Here is an 18,000-nt window from a genome sequence, read left to right as displayed (position 1 = left end):
CAAACTTAGAACTTAAATAAATGCATCAAAACCGAACATTTCTCCTAAGTTAGCAAAAAATCACCTCAAAGATGATAGTATATGCTAGTAATTGACTAGCATCCTGCTACTTAATAAGATTATCATATACAACTCCTGTTTTAACATAAACATAAGTATTTCCTAGAGTCGTTAGCATATAGCAAGCCAGCGTTTAAAGAGTATTTCTCCATCTGATCCCTGTACCGAATTTGCCAATTAATAACACAAGAGATTTAAAGATGTCGAACCAAACCTAAAATAAAGGTGAAGAAAAAGGCGTGGTTGCTTTTACGCAATGGAATTATTTCTTCGTCGAGTCCTCTTCCACACAAAATGTTTTTAATAGTCTCGTCTTCATTAAACATACGAATTCTTAGAAGGCTTTGCTCGTATTAGATAGAAAATATCTGATCGGTAGCGTTCTATATGTAACACTTGAAGATTTGATTTCTCCAAAATCATACTTAAATCTCTATCACAATGACATCCAGAAATCTTTGAGTATAGGGGGTCAATTATTTTTTGCGTAACAGAAAGTAATCGATTGGTACTGAGTCCATGTTCCATAAGCAATACGATCCCATCCTTCCGACACCAACGATTAAATTGATTTAATGTGGCAATGGGATTAGGATAGCTACAGAGGGAAAGGGTAGAAACAATGCTATCAAAAGAGTTATCTTCAAATATCAGGTCTTCAACATCTGCTTCTATAAAGTTTGCTTTTACTTGATATACGGAAGCAGCCTCTTTGGCACTCTTAATCATATTAGGGCTGAAGTCAACACTAGTTATCTCAACTTGCTCTCTATCATAGTAAGGAAAATTGGCCCCAACACCAACACCAACCTCCAGTACTCTTCCAGACGCATGTTTAATCAGTTTATTTCTCCACTCAGCAAGCATTTTATTTCTACGATGTCTTTCATACATCTTTACCTGATTATCATACTTTTTAATTAGCTTTTCTTTTCCCATTTACCTTCCCTCCCAAAATCGATTAAAACGTACGTGTGTAATTTCCACATTTATGGCAATTGAAGTTTTCCCCTAAAGAAATCTATAATTATCCCCCCATCTAATTGCTTGGCAAGAGAAGCTCCCGCAGGGTAAATTTGGACTCTACAGTAAAGTTAACTCCTCATCTACAAGCGTTATTCCTTTAATTTAAAACACCGCCATTCAATTGAACAACATATTATAAATTCCCCCAAATGTTTAAGAAACCAATTGACTTCCGGTTTGGCTCTTTAGCTTAATTTTTACATTTTTTCATAAAAGGTAGGGCTATACTGCGCAGTATCTAGTCAAATACAAAAAAACGACCACTTTAGTGATCGCTTTAAAATATATATTATTAACCAGTATCGTTGTACTATGCAGCAACCTACTTCATATTAGGTCACTAACTTTATCCACTAATAACCATCCAACATTTATATCAGATTTTAATAAGTATAAATAGAATATAGAGTCTACTTTTTGGGCTGAGTAAGTGCTTGGTAAGGTACCTGATACTTTCCTCCATCCGCAACTTCTGAATGGTACAAGGCCTTGAGAGCATTGTTTTTTTCAAGACCATGCTCAGCTTTCAGTTCTTTAAAGCGCGTATGCAGTTCTTTATTTTCCTTTATTAGTTGTTGCATTTGCGATTTTATATACTTCAAGATATTTATCTCCTTTCTGAATCTCTGAGTTTAGCCTAATTTTCAAGAGAAATAATCTGTTTAAAAAGATCCCTAAATTGCTCCCGGTCTTCTGTTGTGAAAGGCTTTGGCCCCTTTGTTCGCTGTCCACTTTTTCTAGCCATTGCACTTAAATAACGTGTTTGTAATAATTGGTCGATATTATCATTTGTATATCTAAATCCTTTTTGATGGAGGACGATAACTCCTTTTGCTAAACCAAGCGACGCAAGACCATAATCTTGCGTCACGATAATATCTCCTTTTTCCACTAACTTCACAATCCGATAATCTGCAGCATCTGCTCCAGAATCAACATAAATGGTTTCCACTCCTGATGGCTGTTTTACATTAGAAAAGTGAGAAAAACTGGTAACAAGGATAACCGGAATTTCAAAATTCCTTGCTTCAGAAATAATAATATCTTTCACCGGACAAGCATCTGCATCCACAAAAACTTTCATCTTTCTCCTCCTGTTAAGAAGTTAGACTTACTAATAAACTTAATCTTTTTCAACTAAAAAAGGGACTGGTGACTTTTGTTTAAAAACAAACAAAATATCTTACTTTTACTGTATTTTTCTATCCTCATATTATACTTTAAGAATTGTGTTGGCAAATGGTCGTTAAATGTAAATGCCCACATAATAGGTTGCTAAATCATCTGCTTTTTAAGTATCTTTAGATTACTTCCAAGATCCAGTAAACTATATAATTTTTTTATTCTCACCCGTTTTCGACCCAGGCGTTAATCTGTAGACTTTTCTCTCCAGCTGCCGTATGTACACCGAGTAGTTTAAAGTCTCTTAATAATATGGTTTCTTATTTAATACCTTCGATGCGTAATCTTCATCTAAATCTCTTTTCATCTCAGTGTCCATATTGCCGTTAATATAGTCTTCATCTAAGACCTTTATGATCTTTCCTTCTTTTGTATCCATTACCTGCAGTATCTTAGTTACACCTTCAAAGAAGTATAACATAATGAAGTACCTGCGATAATCGCAGTCAGGGCATAACTTTTGACCATACTTATGTTTTAAATTTTTAGCTCTACCAGTCCTATTGCATTTATCACACGTACCTAATTCAATCATGAAACCCCTCCAAGGGAACGTTTGTTCTTATTTTACAAAAAGAACATTAAATATGCAATATTATCCTATTTACATAACTCTTACATTTTTAATCTGCTCATTTAATGTACAGTTAAATAACCTCGGAGTTAATGGAGAATAATTCACTCAAACGCAAAAAAGCCCGCTAATAAGCGGACTACACAAAACCTACGAAACTAGGCAATCGCAGTAAACCAGCCTTGGTTAAGTTCCGGTATTTCACCACTTTTAGCCACGTATTCCTATGCTTGTTAATCTAATCTCAACCACTACGTAATAAGATAGAAAAACTAGGTCTGTTCCCCGCTCCGTAATACTTTACTCTAATGGGGGACAGGCCCCGAACACAGCTCGAACGCCTCCGTTAATAAAAAACGTAGCTAATAACACAGCTACGTTTTTTGCCTACACTAAATTAAACCCTAAATAGTTAACTACTACCACTAATACAAACGAGGCTACCCCTGTAATGTTTATAGGGTGTGATAATTTATATTTATTAAACGGAGTAACTCTCTGAACAATTTCAAAGAATAGTGCAGTACCTATCCCTATCATAAATGCACCCATAATAGATGAATTGTTCATCGAATTTACAAGATTGACGCTGTGATTAATAAATATTAACCATAAATAAGCTAAAAATGCATTTAAAACAATTGATAAACCATACTCTTTAACTTGCAAAGTATCACCACCTTTTTGTTTTATTTTACCATAAATTACAAAATGCTTGTTGAACTCTTCTACTTCGTCACAAGCGATAGCATCTGTTACGACGACACTCCCGTTAGTTAAGGATGTTTTTAGAAACCAGATGCGTTAAAAAGTTCAGGAAGCGAAAGAATTAGCAATAGTCCTATAACTACAGTTGCAAAAAAACAAATCCAACCAATTATTTTGACCTTTTTATCAATTTCAGCGTTTTTTTCTAATTTACTAATATATATAATTACTAAGAAGAAACAAACAAAAGGAATAACTCCTAAAAAATTAAATCCTAAAATAGATTTTTCTACCAAAAATAAAACTAGAACCAGTAAAATCACTGCAATTGAAATTTTATTTATAATTGTATGAATAAAATCCCCTCCCTTTTTTAAACTCTTCTGCGCGTTATCACGATAAGCGATAGCCCTTGTTACGCTATAGCACCCTTTAGTTAAAAATCATTAGACCAACCTTTGAACCAAGACCTGTTTCCCATAAAAATAAAATTATTACCATAATGAGGAACCAAGAAATTCTCCAAACCTTATTGGGGCGTACAAATTGAATAATATAAAAGAAAACCCAAGATGCAAAGGAAACCCCAGTAATAAACCACATATAGGGATATATTCCACCTTCACTCATTCCAGCCCCAAATAAGGCTAAGGCGTTAAAAGTTAATAATAAAAGCAAAATAAGAATGTTGTATATATGAAATGCTTTCATACTCAACTTTATCACTCCTAATGTTTTTATTGTTTTATTCTATCTACTATTTCTTCTTCCACTAAATCTCTTCTTTTAGTTGAGGAAACATAGATCATGCATTGGTTTTTTTAGGTATAATTTCTAATGTGCTGTGATAATGTGGTTGACCTTGAGGAATTTCTAGAAAATGTGATTTAACCAAGCAGATAGATTTGTACCTCATTATACCATTAATTTCCTTTTGATTTGTATAAAATAATAGCTATTGAACCCGTTAGTACAATAATGCAACGCAAAAAAATAAGCTATGAATGACACTAGTACTTAGATGTCATCCCTAGCTAATGACTGTCCATCATGAATTATACTTTTTATTAACTCTGTCTCAAATCCACTAAGCTTCCTTATTAACCTATCCACCTCCATTTCAAATATCTCTAGAAAGAGCAGGGGTCTGACCCCCAGATACCCATTTCCACTTTTTACCTCCCTACCCAATTACTCTCGAGCCAATTCGTAATGATCTGCATTAAGTCTGGATGTAATGGTTCACTCGCTTGCGCTTGATATGCACTTTTTACTTTTTGGATCGAAACATCACCTTTTTGATACCTTAAAATATGATTCATCCCTTCAACCTCATGTATTTCCGATGGCCCATTAACAAGTTCAGGTACTTTATAGACATTTTCAACTTTTGTTTGTAAATCTTTAGTGCCATTAATTGCAAGGACAGGACAAGTGATTTTTCCCATTGAACCATAAAGGTCAAATTCGAAGTGCTCTCTAAACCATTTAGCTGGTAGCTTAGCAAAAAGTTGAACCCGAATTTCATCTTTATTACTCTTAGACATTTTAGCGAAAACCTTTTGAGTTTTCTTTTCTGCTTTATCTGTTATTTTTAATTTTTTAATTAACCAACCTTTAATTCCTGATTCGTTATTCAATTCTTCGTAAGCTAATTCTCGCTGATATTTAGTCGCTTCTTCTACTGTATCAGCAGCGCCTGCGATAAGAATTAACCCCGCTAGTGATGCTCTTTCATTAAGAGCTGTCGCTAGCATAGTTCCCTCACTATGACCTAGTACATATACTTGATCTTGATCAACATTAGTATGATTTCTTAAAAACTGTAATGCACTATCAGCATCATCCACTAAATCCCATAAGCCAGCTTTGTTTAAATCTCCTTCACTTTCCCCAACACCTCTTTTATCATAGCGGAGGGAAATAAATCCTGCGTCAGCTAATCCATCTGCAATCATTTTATAAAGATTAAGTTGTAAATTAGGCATGTTCCCATCCCGATCACCTGCGCCTGAACCAGCAATTATTAAAACGGCTGGAACCTTTTGTTCACTCGTTTCAGGAAACGAGACTGTCGCACCTAACAAGGCTTTTCCTTTGATCTTAATTCGTTCTTCTCTTCTATTCATCATAAAGCACCTTCTAAATAGCAATATAATATTATAATTATTGATAATGATAATATTATATCCAAAGACATTCATTTAGTATATTGAAAATTTTGTGTAGTGTTTCAAACCAACTTATTCCTATTTAAATAATCCTTCACTGTGACAACCCGAGATTTGTCGAGATGAACGAGGTCTGTAAACTACCCCACTGCAGTAATGCTTTTTAAAGCCGGGCGCAGACCCACTAAAGACTCCTAGCTTAGATTTGGATGCTAATAGTCTTTGAAATGACAAATTTAAAATGCAAGTAACATAGTAATAAAAAGAGAATGTAAAAAAATACATTCTCTCTTCTCTATGCTTACGGCTTATTATTTTAATTCAACGCGGAAGTCTAAATCTTCCCCGAGGCTATTCCAGTTTTCATCTAATGGTGCGCTAATTAATATACGAACCCACTCAATTTCTTCAGCTTTCGACTTTTCTAAAATGAAATACTGTGAGCCTTCTTGTTTTACTTGCCCGAAAAAATCACCATCGATATGATCGCTCAACCATATATCAGACTCAAGCTGTTCTCCAGTATTCGTTGTGATCGTTGCTTGCGCCGGATAGAAAGTGATTGTATCTTCCGAGGTATTTTCAACTTCCATATCGATCTGAATATATTCGATATCTTCCGTTTCTAGAAATTCCGCTACATCCCCTTTTAACTTAGCAGATGCTGCATTTACTTGCGGAATATTTAAGATCATTGGACCCGTTTCTTGCGTTTCTACTTGATCGTTACGCGCGATAAGGGTAAACGCTCCACCTTCGTTTTCAACGGTTTCTCCTACTTGCGTTTCCCATCCATTATCAGCTTCGGTTTCTTGTGACTCCTCTTCCGTAGCACCAGCTTCTTCATCTTCATCACTTGCGCTTTCCTCTACGTTTTCAGTATCTGGCATACTTCCGTCAGCAGTTGTTTCTTCTGCCTCCGAACCACATGCCGCAAGTGATACCGCTAACCCTAATGATAATACGATTAAAGAAAGTTTTCTCATAGTATTGCCCCCTTGTATATTTTTCCATCTACTAATATACCATAACAAAACTAGTTTTGGTTATATTTTCCTATAAATAATCCTTCACTGTGACAACCCGAACCTCTATTACAGTATTAACGTTTAAGCTTTGAATAAAATAATAGCTATTGAACCCGTTAGTACAATAATGCAACGCAAAAAAATAAGCTATGAATGACACTAGTACTTAGATGTCATCCCTAGCTAACGCTTTTGTCTAGAATGCTTAAAAAATATTCTTTTGTCTCCTCTAAAGTGAAGTGTTGACTTTGAATGTTGCTAAATCCTTCTAATGCTTGATTGGTGCATTTTATAATCATTTATAATTCACCTTGATCAATCATCTCTAATACTTCATCAGTTGAATAAACTTTTCCATCTAATATATCCTTTTTTGCTTGAAGTAACTTTTGTTTCAACTCGGAATCAGCATCAACATCTTCTTGGACTGTGGTTTGTACTTCTTCTATTAAAGTTAAATAATATTTTTTTCCATTCATTTCGACCAATGACTGCCCATCATGAATTATACTTTTTATTAACTCTGTCTCAAATCCATTAAGCTTCCTCATTAACCTATCCACCTCCATTTCAAATACCTCTAATTAATCATAGAAAACTTTTATCAAACACCAAACCAGCATATTAGATATTATTTCTACTAAAGCATCCGTTAGTTGAAAATCAACACCTTAATTAAATCCTATTTTACCCTTAACTTCTTTCAGAAACGGTTTACTTACGGCTCTGGCTCTTTCTGCACCACTCAATAATATATCATCTATAACTTTAGGGTTTTCCATTAGCATTTTGTATTTCTCCCTTGGTTCTTCTAAGAATTTATTCATGACATTATACAGCTCCTCCTTTGCTTCTCCCCAGCTAATACCATTTACATATTGTTCTCTCATTTTTTCTATTTCGCTAGCTTCAGCAAACTCTTTGTAAAGTGTGAAAACAATAGATGTATTTGGGTCTTTTGGAGCTTCGGGAGGAAGTGAATCTGTTTTTATTTTATTAATTAGTTTTTGCAACTTCTTAGGTTCTTCAAATAGAGGAATCGTGTTGTTATAACTCTTACTCATTTTTCTCCCATCTAATCCTGGAAGTAATTCTGTTTCCTCTTGTACTTGATAACTAGGTAAAACAAAAGTATCTCCATAATTATGATTAAAGGTTTCTGCGATATCTCTAGCTATTTCAACATGTTGTATTTGGTCTTTTCCAACAGGAACAACATTGGTTTTAAACATTAAAATATCTGCTGCCATTAAAATGGGGTACGTATAAATTCCCATGTTTACACCGTAATCTAAATCTTTATCCATTTGTTTATTACTTTCAACCATACCTTTATATGCATGCGCTCTATTCATTAATCCTTTTGGGGTAAAACATGCTAAAATCCAGTTTAATTCAAATATCTCAGGTACATCAGACTGTTTATAAAAAATCACTTTTTCTGGGTCCAAACCTAACGCTAACCAAGTAGCAGCTATTCCATATGAAAGTTCTTTAAACTCTTTGGCATTATGGATTTTCGTTAATCCATGATAGTCAGCTACAAAGTATGCCGCTTGATATTCTGGAATTTTTGCTAATTCAAGGGCAGGTTTAATCGCACCTATATAATTTCCTAAATGAATCTGACCCGTTGGTTTAATACCAGTTAAAATTGTTTTATTCATAATAACCTCCATTTTTTTGTAACACAAAAAGGCTACCCATCCTAATAAAAGGACGAGTAACCCCGTGGTGCCACCTTAATTCGTTCACAATAAATAAACGCACTTGTCGTCCGTACGGAAACTGTAATAATGTTTCGATACGTAGTCTCTTTTAACGGTAAGACAATCCGCTAAGCCTACTATCATTTCAGCCTAGAAGCTCAGAAGCCCATTCAACTTTATCACGTACTGATTTACACCAACCATCAGCTCTCTGATAACGATACTAAAGCCTACTTTTCTTCATCATTGCTTATTTTATATTTGAAATAATACTATTATATGGAATAGAAAAGGTCAAGTAGAAATAAAAATTACTACATTATCAATTTATAATAATTTCTCAACTAAACTGCTTCGTAAAACAAGGCCTGTCCCTCGCTGCGGTAATACTTTACTCTAGTTTAGGTCAGATCCAAAACTCTGATGCTTCCCCCTCCACAGTACTAATTAAAATAAGACTTATCATATCTTAATAAGAGAAAACCAATTTAAGGAGTGAGGGATGTTGAAGAATGTGAATGTCGGTTTACGGCCACTTGTGGAGAACATTAATTTACCCACTGTTTTGAAAACAGCGATTTTACCGGGAGACACGGTTGAGCGGTTGTTTATTGCCACTCAGGTAGGAGAAATCTTTTACATAGGAAATGATGAGGTTCAATTGTTTTTAGATATTCGCTCACGAATTATTAACTTGGGTGCTTCTGGCGGATATGACGAGCGAGGATTATTAGGTCTAGCATTTCATCCTCAATTTTATTATAACGGTGTATTTTATCTTCATTATTCAGTCGCTGGTACTCAAGGTCCAGGTGCCCTTCCTAATTCTTTTACACCTGACCCGTGTGAACCAAGTACCCTAAACTTAAGATGGGAAGATAGAAATAATCAATACGATCACATTGATACAGTGGAAGAGTGGATGATACAGACCAATGGTCATCCTAAAAAACGTAGAACTTTACTTCATTTGAGAAGGCCATTTTTTAATCATAATGGTTTCAATAGCTTAAACTTTTCACCTGAATCAGGGAAGCTTGTACTAACTACTGGAGATGGGGGCTCAGGCTTTGATCCTTTTAATCTAAGCCAGGATAACATGGAAATAGCCGGTAAAATTATTGAAATGGATGTGACTAAAACATTCACCAATGATCTACCTGCTGTCACTCGTTTTGATGAACTTCCAGGTCCTATTCAGGAAGCGTTAACGGTAGTAGCCAAAGGAGTTCGTAATGCCCCAGGTATTTCTTTTCAAAGGTATGATAATCAGTATATTAAGTATGTGGGAAATGTCGGCCAAGATTTAGTAGAGTCCATCTTTTCATATGTTTCCTATCAGCCAATCCCTGTTAAACAACTGGTTGAGTCTTATTCAACGAAATCGGACCCTATGGGCTTGATCAACTTCGGTTGGAGAGGATGGGAAGGAGCTTTTCCAACTGCAATTTTAGAGGAATGCCCAGGAAATTCTTCTCTCGATAAAAAAACGATGGCTTTTTACAAAGAAGCCCTAAAATATTCAGAAAATCGTCTTCCTCCTTTAACGAGTTATTATCATCAAGACCCTAGGCCTGATAAATTTGAAGGCACTGCACTTACTGGTGTCCAACCATATATGAGTAACACAATACCAGATTTAACAGGAAGCCTTGTGTTTACCGATTTGGCTCGGAATAAACAAACAGAGTCTCCAGTTAGGGGCGGGTTAGCTTATACGAAAATAAGGTTTGATGGGAAACTTAGTGATTGGGGCGTAATTGAACCTACCTATGATTTTGGATCTCAACCAGCTTACTATATGGGTTTAGGAACGAATTTTGCCCAAACTAATCTTTATTTAGGGGTATATAACTCTATGAAAGTAACAGACTTGAACCAAGGGACTGTATTTGAAATTGTCCCTTGATTTAAAACAAAGGAACGCTTCTTTGCTTCCGATGCAGAGAGCCGTTCCTTTTCCCCGTTATCCTTCTATCTCATAATAAATTTAAATCTTTTCATTAAAAATTGCGTGAATAAAACCCAAATGTAGGCATAAAGCCAGCAAAATGAGATAAGTATCAGTACCATTCTCCAATCCATACCGGCTGAAACAGATGGTCCTAATATAGGAAATTTGATAACATAAATTAACAGTAAAATCCCTAAAAATAAAACAAGTCCGCCCAAGGTTATAATCGAGATTTTCCTTTTCATAAGCTTAATCCCTACTCCTAAAGCCAAACCTAGTAAACCAGTCGTAAACGGGAAAATAAATAACTCGGATGGCTGCATAAACATTAATAATACTATCGTGGTGAAGTAGCTCATCATGCCGTATAGGAAAGAGTTGATGGTTATGAGTAGGATCGGGAGCGTGGCAAATGGACTTATCAATAGTCCTACAATCGGAACAAACCCACCTGCTGACTGGAGAATGGCAGCTATTGCACTTAAAATAGCTGCATGGATTAATTGCAAATGATGGTTTAAGTGTTTTTTCATCATCATGTTAAGTTAATCCAAATCCTCTTAATTCAAAAAAGAAACGGTATTTCATTTTATACTCCCCCTCCAATCACTTCTTCCTTTTAATTTATGCAGAAAATAGGGAGGGTTTACAAAAAAAGGGAGCTGGGCTCAGCTCAGGCCTTTGATTTGTTTATTAATAAGTATCGTTTTACGAAAGCGGGCCTGTCCCCCGCTGCAGTAATACTTACTCTAGTGGAGGTCAGACCCAGTAGCCTTATTAGGCATCTTTTTTGATACCAATTTCCTTAATTAAAAATTCAGCTTGCAGCGAAGAGTCACACAGACATAGAAAAAAGGACTCTATAAAAGAGTCCTTTAATAATTATGCTTTGTTTACGTTAGTAGCTTGAGGTCCACGTTGACCTTGCTCAACGTCAAAAGTTACTTTTTGGCCTTCATCTAAAGATTTAAACCCATCACCTTGGATAGCTGAGAAATGTACGAATACATCTTCTCCACCTTCTACCTCGATAAATCCAAATCCTTTTTCTGCGTTAAACCATTTTACTGTTCCTTGTTGCATGTTTGTTTCCTCCTGTGTGGATCTGTTCCACTATTTAATACTATTATTGCTCATTTATCCAAGTGAAATAGTTATATACTAATTCTTTCCTTAAAGACACGAACAAAATAATTCTTCTTAATAATACAGTTTACATTTAAAAAAGTCAAATTTTGAAAGTGTTAGTATGTAAAATAATCAGGATAATTAGGACAAGTTTAACTATTTAATGGCTAAACTAACCTTCAGTTTCTTTCCTTTGATCGTTGTATTTTCCATTGCTTCTAACACTAACGAACCTTTTCCATTATGAATATCAACATAGGTTAACGTATCTTGGATCGTGATAATCCCAATATCCTCAGCACTCACCCCAGGAATATTAGCAATTGTTCCAACAAAATCTACTGGTCGAAGCTTTTTCTTTTTCCCACCAGTAAAATGGAGCTTCATAATATTTTTATTTATCCGTGCTGTTTTATTATTTCTAACGACTCGACGGCCACTCATTTTTTCCTCAAAAGCAGCTTTTCCTCTAGTAATTTCCTCCTCACTAGGTGGCTCCATGACCGGTATTGGAAAACCAATGTACTTCTCGATCCCTTTCAGGTATTTCCCATCGTTTGGTGTGGCAAACATAATGGCTTTTCCTTCATTACCAGAGCGCCCTGTTCTTCCTGTACGGTGAACATAGCCTTCTTTTTCCATAGGTACGTCATAGTTAATGACTAATGTTACATTGTCAACATCAATACCCCTAGCAGCAACATCCGTTGCCACAAGATAACGGAAATTCCCCCTTTTAAAACCATCCATGACGGAAAATCGGTCTTCTTGCTCTAATCCACCATGAAGTTTTTCACAAGAATAATTAGCGCGTTCTAGTTCGGAAAACACCGTATCCACATGCTCTTTCGTATTGCAGAATATAATACAACTGTCTGGATTTTCCACTACGGTTATATCTTTAAGGAGCGTTAACTTCTCTTTTGGGTTAACCTCAATTAAATGATGTTCAATCGAAGCAGTAGTAATCCCTGAAGACGCTATCTCAATATGCCGGGGGTTTTCCATATATTTATGACAAAGATTTTCCACATCTTTAGGCAACGTTGCAGAAAACACCATCGTCACTCTGCTGGCAGGAAGTGCTTTAATAATCGCTTCGACATCGTTGATAAAACCCATATTTAACATCTCATCTGCTTCATCAATAACAAGATACTGAATTTCATCCAATGCTAAGGTTTCTCTTTCGATATGGTCAATTACCCGCCCAGGTGTCCCAACAACAACATGATTTCTTTGTTTCAATTCCTCTTTTTGTGTCGAGAAGGGCTCTTTTCCATATACAGCCATGGCTTTAATCCGCTTAAATCTACCAATATTCGTAATATCCTCCCGAACTTGAACGGCAAGTTCCCTTGTTGGTGTGAGAATTAACGCTTGGGGCTTTCTTTCCTCCCAATTCATCATTTCACAAATAGGGATTCCAAAGGCTGCCGTCTTTCCGCTACCCGTTTGAGATTTGACTACTAGATCTTCTTTTTTCATGGCTAGTGGAATTACTTCCCCTTGTACCTCTGTTGGCGTTTCATATTTCATTATAGAAAGTGCGCGATTTATTTCATCGCTTAACTGATATTCATCAAAGCTTCGTTCACTCATACACTAACCCCATTTTTTATAAATTCTTTTAAGGTTTTGTTAATAGTTAATGTATACAACATGATAAAAATCAACATTGCCCTTAAACACAGACTTTAATTATAGACCCTGTTTTCAGAAAAAGCTCTAAAAAGGAGCTTTTTGAGCTGACTTTTATTTTATCTCGTTCGTAATTCAGACCACAACTGCTCAAGCCACTTATCAAAATCCGCACCCTTTTCTCCTTCATATGTATCATACACATCGATTCTCATCTTTTTCAGTTTTTCTTTGAAATCATCATAGGAGTGATCCTTAGGCAGGCTCTTTTTTATACGAACAAGGATTTTTTTCGTATCTTTAATGGCATCGCCTTCCTTCCTTTCCGGCATTGTTACCTGTTCCCCTAAGGCTAGAAGTTGACGGTAAGCAGCTTCCCGGACTTTAAATACAGAATCACCTGACATACTGTGCTTTAATAATTCAATCGTCTCTCTTGCTTTCCACATCCCTAACTCTTCTACCGCGTCCAATCGTTCCCGCCAATTGGCTGTTCTGTTGATGGATTTTTTTAATTCATCAAAATTGGCAGGTAAATCTGTTCTTTCTTCATAATTACTCAAATCATTAACCCCCTCTTCTCTTTATATATATATTCGCCCAAACTCTTACAAATATTTTACCTTTTATTGCATTTCTACATACACGCTTCAATCATAAAGGGAGCACGTAATGGCTTCTGAGCCAGTCACCTGTAATTATTGACTGGCAGCTTATAATATCTAAGTTTCAGCATCACGGAGCGGTTGTTTATTGCCACTCAGGTAGGAGAGATCTTTTACATAGGAAATGGCGAGGTTCAATTGTTTTTAGATATTCGCTCACGAATTATTGGTAAACGGACCCTGTCCCCAGCAGCGGTATACTTTACTCTAGTGGGGGGCAGACCTCGAATCCCAAATCCTTCTCGTAATGTGCAACTACAATAAATCTTCTGGAATATAGTATTCACATTCCAACTTCCTAAAATCCTTTTTATCCCAAGTTAATACACCAAGTTTATTGTCAGATTTGCTCGATAGTAAGGCATCAGCAAAATGAACATTTTTATCAGCGTATATCTTCAGTGCAGTGATTACATGATCTTCCTCTACTTCAACATTTTCAGATTCAACTATATCTAATAGATATTCAGATATTGTTGGTTTTTCCAACTTATAGAAAGACCTTAGCAACCAACAACACTCCGCAATTACGACAGTAGGGATTACTAAAGTTAAATCACCTTTTTCAACCTTTTCTACAAGTTTCACTATAATTTTAAATTTAATAGGATCGTCTTTAACTAGCAACCGAATAAGAACATTGGTATCAACTAGAAACTTATTCATGTTCCAATCCCTCAGATAGGATATATTTAGACGCTTCCTCGTGAGCAACTTCTCTTATTTTTTCAAGGTTTATTTCCTCTTTAGTAGTAATTCTTCCAATGGCTTGACTTAATAATTTTTTCTTAACCGGTTCTATTCTCACTTCATCGTTTTCTATTAAAAATTTAAATTGGTCACCTTCTCTTAAACCTAACTTGTCTCTAAGCTCCTTTGGTATTGTAATTTGTCCTTTACTCGTCATCTTCCCACTAACTAATTCCATTTCAATTTCACCTCTTACTTGTTTATTAGTATTACTTTTTATTATATGTATTACTATTAAATTTTTCAAACATATCTGATAATAAACGTGAAAAAAGAGGTCAGACCTCCGATGCGTTAAGGCATTAACACAGTGGAGGCCTGACCCCAAATCAAAACAAAAAAAAGCAAGAGGACCGCCCCCTTGCTTCAAAATCTATCTATGATTTATACCAAAACGGGCAAGTGCGTTCTTGCTTCGTACTCTTCCAATTCGTCGCCATTTTTTAAACGTGTAAGAAAGTCCGCGTTAGGAATTAGTGGACGTCCGAAAGCGGCTACATCGATCGTTCCTTCCATTAATGCTTTTTCAGCGGCTTCAGGTTCAAGGTTACCCACTCCTACAATCACACCATCCCAATATTTTCGAGCTAATTGATGCATTGTTTTTCCATCAGCAAGCACCTTCGTAAACTCCATGGTGGAAGGATGAATCATCGTCGCACCCACTTCACGGAATGCTTCAATAAACGTGTGAATGGCTAACTCTGGATCTTCCCATTCATAAGCCGTATTATCCACTTTATGTGCGGAGAAGCGAATTAACGTTCTGTCCGTTCCGATGGCATCGATCACAGCTTTTGTAACTTCTTTCATAAAAGTTAGTCTTTCTGGGAGATCTCCTCCATATCGATCCGTGCGTTTGTTCGTTACATCTGAACAGAATTGATCGATTAAATAACCGTGCGCCCCATGAATTTCAACGCCATCAAATCCTGCTTCTATTGCATTTTTTGCAGCTTGGGCATATTGACCAACTACCTCTTGAATATCATCGATTGTCATCTCTTCCGGTGTATCATAGGGCTTACGAAACCGTGACACATTTCCTTCAGCCCGGATCGCTGACGGTGCTTGAGGAGGTAGATTTCCAGCAAGTTCATGGTGGCTTAAACGACCGACATGCCAGATCTGAGCAATTATCGTGCCACCTTCCTTATGTACAGCATCTGTTACAGGTTTCCAGCTTTCGATTTGTTCTTGAGAATATAATCCAGGAACTCCTGGGTTTCCTTTGCCACGAGGGCTGACGACTATTCCTTCAGTAATAATTAATCCGATCCCATCGGCAGCTCGTTTTCGATAGTACTCTACTACATCGCTCCCGACAACACCCGTTTCGTTATCGGCAAAACACCGAGTCATCGGAGCCATCGCTGTACGGCTTTGAAGATTCCAAGCCCCTATCTTTACGGGCTCTAACAGCTTTGCATCTGAAGGATTATCCAAGTTTGCCCAATTGCTAGTGGCTGTAGGTAGTCTTATCCAAGCCACAGTTTTATTTTTTTCTTTGTCCCCTTGACTCATATCAATTCTCTCCTCACTTTTGATTGCACTATAATTTGTTATTAAATTTAGAATAATCATACTTCTTTTCTGATTTTTTTGTCAATGAAATGACATTATGTAAGTGATACTCTAAGCCCCCTTAGAGATTTCTATAAAAAATGTTACAGTGACAACATTTATGGGTGATCGTTTGATTCTACCATGATTTGGTTGCTTGGACTGGTAGAAGAAAGGTGAGCTAACATCTCCTGTAAGCCCACCCTGTCCTCTAAAAATATGTATCAAGTTCAAGCCTTTTTCTTTATAATATGCTCTAGTTTCATCTTCTTGATATTTCAAGCTATATCCATCTTTCACTTGCCCTTGAGTGGCATGTAGCCAGCCAACCAAGGACAATTTTTTCTAATAAAATAACTTAGCTATCAATTTCATCATATGCATCACCTAGACAGATAAAATCATCTTTTAACCAATACCAATACTGACCTTTATTATTTAATAGTCGCTCTAGTAAATCAGTAAAAGATGTGGCTATTATTTGAGACTCACCTACAAGTCCATGACGGTCAAAAAAAGCCATCATAGCATTTACCTAACCTGTCTTTATTGAGGTCAATAGTTAAGTATTCATCCGTTCCATAATTACAGATAATATACCAATTAGATGAAATATTTACTTCGCATAATTCCCCCACAATTATTGGATTTGCTAATATAAACTTTTCAGGAGACACGAAATAGATTGGATATTCCTCATTTTCAATAGAACTAAGCCACCACAGAGACTATAAAATTCTTTTAAATCATTAGGTAAAATATGCTTTGTTTCGTCAATAATGGGTAACCCAGTATGTTCAAAGATACGACAATTTGGTAACGTTTTTATTTGTGTGACCAACTGCTTAATCTGTTACATCTGCTTCACTCCCGATAATTATATTTATTAAAGTAGTTATAATATTCTTGTCTGGCTGATTTGTGGACTTTTGCAGCATCAAACATTCTTTCTGTCAGTTGTTGTATTTCCCTTGACAACACTGATTGCCAATCAATTTTACCTTAAACCTTATTACCAGTTTTTTCATATAGCCACTGTCTATAAACTGCTTTTGTAGCATTATGTTGTTCTTTTGTTAGTGCAACTGTTGGTGTATTCCCATCAACCTTCACAACCAGCTGCGCCGCAGTTCTCCCATAAACGCATATGTGACTAGAGAAAATCCGTTCATGTTCCCAGGCATTCCTTAAAGCGCTGGCTGAAATGCAGGTTGAATCTTCGGAATATTCATCTGTATTTGGACATTTGGAATCTTATCAAATAGTTGATCTACACTTTTCGTCACAACGGAAGCACTCGGGCTTTTACCCACCAACCAAAAAGAAACCTTGAAAGGCATATAGCCAATCAAGGTTATTCATCTCTATACTTCTTGCTTAACTAAGTCTAATAAAAAATCACCAAAGTCGTTAGCAATAATTTCATATGTTTGACTCTCTAAGTCAACTCCAGCAACAAAAGATACTACTTTTGGTTCTCCATTATCATCAAGCTGATTATAGTCTAAACAAAATATTTCGTCACTCCCAGTATCATATATAACTAGCAGATTATCAGGTAGATTAATTTCCCTTCGTTCTGTTAAAGTGTACCATATAGCGTCTGGAACTGATGAATTTTTAAAATCAGCATTAATAATTCCATAAATTTCTTGTGCTCCGAAATTACCTGCTCCAAATGTCTTTAAATAATCAAAAAATAAACCAGTAAACTTTAACCCTAATCTTTCTTCAGCCAAACTAATTAATTCTTCTTTACGAACTCCTACAAAGTCAGCAATCTCTTCTTCATTCAAAATAATTTCCTTTGCTTTTTGATAATTTTCTACACTCATCTTCAT

19 protein-coding genes, 2 pseudogenes and 1 other annotated feature are annotated in these 18,000 nt (G+C 36.0%); of the genes and pseudogenes, 1 reads left to right on the top strand and 20 read right to left on the bottom strand.

Going from position 1 to position 18,000, the window contains the following annotated elements:
* Nucleotides 1-378: 378 nt before the first annotated feature.
* The 10 genes from N7Z68_RS12635 to N7Z68_RS12590 form a co-directional block, all read right to left on the bottom strand.
* Nucleotides 379-999: a class I SAM-dependent methyltransferase gene (locus N7Z68_RS12635; protein ID WP_275118835.1), complete on the bottom strand. Its 621-nt coding sequence runs from the start codon at nucleotides 997-999 to the stop codon at nucleotides 379-381.
* 497 nt (nucleotides 1,000-1,496) lie between these two features.
* Entirely contained in the window at nucleotides 1,497-1,688 is a 192-nt protein-coding gene (locus tag N7Z68_RS12630; protein ID WP_275118834.1) for a hypothetical protein, read from the bottom strand.
* Between the two features lie 35 nt (nucleotides 1,689-1,723).
* Nucleotides 1,724-2,170, bottom strand: coding sequence for a YaiI/YqxD family protein (locus N7Z68_RS12625; RefSeq protein ID WP_275118833.1), 447 nt, complete (start codon nucleotides 2,168-2,170; stop codon nucleotides 1,724-1,726).
* A 342-nt stretch (nucleotides 2,171-2,512) separates the two neighbouring features.
* Nucleotides 2,513-2,803 carry a hypothetical protein gene (locus tag N7Z68_RS12620; protein ID WP_275118832.1) on the bottom strand — a complete coding sequence of 97 codons (291 nt, stop codon included), beginning with the start codon at nucleotides 2,801-2,803 and terminating at the stop codon, nucleotides 2,513-2,515.
* Nucleotides 2,804-3,229: 426 nt separating this feature from the next.
* Entirely contained in the window at nucleotides 3,230-3,511 is a 282-nt protein-coding gene (locus tag N7Z68_RS12615) for a hypothetical protein (protein WP_275118831.1), read from the bottom strand.
* A gap of 471 nt (nucleotides 3,512-3,982) precedes the next feature.
* Entirely contained in the window at nucleotides 3,983-4,267 is a 285-nt protein-coding gene (locus tag N7Z68_RS12610) for a hypothetical protein (RefSeq protein WP_275118830.1), read from the bottom strand.
* A gap of 458 nt (nucleotides 4,268-4,725) precedes the next feature.
* Nucleotides 4,726-5,682, bottom strand: coding sequence for an alpha/beta hydrolase (locus tag N7Z68_RS12605; protein WP_275118829.1), 957 nt, complete (start codon nucleotides 5,680-5,682; stop codon nucleotides 4,726-4,728).
* Nucleotides 5,683-6,032: 350 nt separating this feature from the next.
* Nucleotides 6,033-6,707 (bottom strand): hypothetical protein, encoded by a 675-nt coding sequence (locus N7Z68_RS12600; RefSeq protein WP_275118828.1) that lies wholly within the window; start codon nucleotides 6,705-6,707, stop codon nucleotides 6,033-6,035.
* Between the two features lie 341 nt (nucleotides 6,708-7,048).
* The gene (locus N7Z68_RS12595) at nucleotides 7,049-7,300 is read right to left on the bottom strand and encodes a hypothetical protein (protein ID WP_275118827.1); all 252 of its coding nucleotides are present in this window, start codon (nucleotides 7,298-7,300) and stop codon (nucleotides 7,049-7,051) included.
* A 120-nt stretch (nucleotides 7,301-7,420) separates the two neighbouring features.
* Nucleotides 7,421-8,416 carry a tryptophan--tRNA ligase gene (locus tag N7Z68_RS12590; protein WP_275118826.1) on the bottom strand — a complete coding sequence of 332 codons (996 nt, stop codon included), beginning with the start codon at nucleotides 8,414-8,416 and terminating at the stop codon, nucleotides 7,421-7,423.
* Between the two features lie 45 nt (nucleotides 8,417-8,461).
* Nucleotides 8,462-8,714: a binding site (T-box leader), on the bottom strand.
* A 246-nt stretch (nucleotides 8,715-8,960) separates the two neighbouring features.
* On the opposite strand from N7Z68_RS12590, the gene N7Z68_RS12585 reads away from it, so the two are divergent.
* Nucleotides 8,961-10,367, top strand: a complete 1,407-nt coding sequence (locus tag N7Z68_RS12585; protein WP_275118825.1) for a PQQ-dependent sugar dehydrogenase — start codon at nucleotides 8,961-8,963, stop codon at nucleotides 10,365-10,367.
* Nucleotides 10,368-10,432: 65 nt separating this feature from the next.
* Here the strand turns inward: N7Z68_RS12585 and N7Z68_RS12580 are convergent, their stop codons facing one another.
* From N7Z68_RS12580 to N7Z68_RS12535, 10 genes and pseudogenes are all read right to left on the bottom strand, one after another.
* Entirely contained in the window at nucleotides 10,433-10,951 is a 519-nt protein-coding gene (locus N7Z68_RS12580; protein ID WP_275118824.1) for a DUF2232 domain-containing protein, read from the bottom strand.
* Between the two features lie 343 nt (nucleotides 10,952-11,294).
* On the bottom strand, nucleotides 11,295-11,495 hold the full coding sequence (locus N7Z68_RS12575) for a cold-shock protein (protein ID WP_275118823.1): 201 nt from the start codon (nucleotides 11,493-11,495) through the stop codon (nucleotides 11,295-11,297).
* A 201-nt stretch (nucleotides 11,496-11,696) separates the two neighbouring features.
* Nucleotides 11,697-13,142, bottom strand: coding sequence for a DEAD/DEAH box helicase (locus N7Z68_RS12570; protein ID WP_275118822.1), 1,446 nt, complete (start codon nucleotides 13,140-13,142; stop codon nucleotides 11,697-11,699).
* A 158-nt stretch (nucleotides 13,143-13,300) separates the two neighbouring features.
* A complete protein-coding gene (locus tag N7Z68_RS12565) occupies nucleotides 13,301-13,744 on the bottom strand; it encodes a HEAT repeat domain-containing protein (protein ID WP_275118821.1) in 444 nt (147 codons plus the stop codon).
* Nucleotides 13,745-14,101: 357 nt separating this feature from the next.
* Nucleotides 14,102-14,512, bottom strand: a complete 411-nt coding sequence (locus N7Z68_RS12560) for a type II toxin-antitoxin system VapC family toxin (protein WP_275118820.1) — start codon at nucleotides 14,510-14,512, stop codon at nucleotides 14,102-14,104.
* Nucleotides 14,505-14,774: an AbrB/MazE/SpoVT family DNA-binding domain-containing protein gene (locus N7Z68_RS12555; protein WP_275118819.1), complete on the bottom strand. Its 270-nt coding sequence runs from the start codon at nucleotides 14,772-14,774 to the stop codon at nucleotides 14,505-14,507. Before N7Z68_RS12555 ends, N7Z68_RS12560 begins: the two co-directional genes overlap by 8 nt.
* Nucleotides 14,775-14,980: 206 nt before the next feature.
* On the bottom strand, nucleotides 14,981-16,120 hold the full coding sequence (locus N7Z68_RS12550) for an alkene reductase (protein WP_373323139.1): 1,140 nt from the start codon (nucleotides 16,118-16,120) through the stop codon (nucleotides 14,981-14,983).
* A 397-nt stretch (nucleotides 16,121-16,517) separates the two neighbouring features.
* A pseudogene (locus N7Z68_RS12545) lies at nucleotides 16,518-17,009 on the bottom strand (SMI1/KNR4 family protein).
* A gap of 14 nt (nucleotides 17,010-17,023) precedes the next feature.
* A pseudogene (locus tag N7Z68_RS12540) lies at nucleotides 17,024-17,257 on the bottom strand (sugar-binding protein); the annotation flags it as partial.
* Nucleotides 17,258-17,523: 266 nt separating this feature from the next.
* Nucleotides 17,524-17,994 carry an SMI1/KNR4 family protein gene (locus tag N7Z68_RS12535; protein ID WP_275118817.1) on the bottom strand — a complete coding sequence of 157 codons (471 nt, stop codon included), beginning with the start codon at nucleotides 17,992-17,994 and terminating at the stop codon, nucleotides 17,524-17,526.
* Nucleotides 17,995-18,000 lie beyond the last annotated feature (6 nt).

It is taken from the genome of Alkalihalobacterium chitinilyticum, assembly GCF_029028005.1.
In the GTDB taxonomy this organism is placed as follows: domain Bacteria; phylum Bacillota; class Bacilli; order Bacillales; family Bacillaceae_F; genus Alkalihalobacterium; species Alkalihalobacterium chitinilyticum.
Note: the sequence above shows the minus strand (reverse complement) of the source record. Positions and strands in the feature narration are given on the sequence as shown.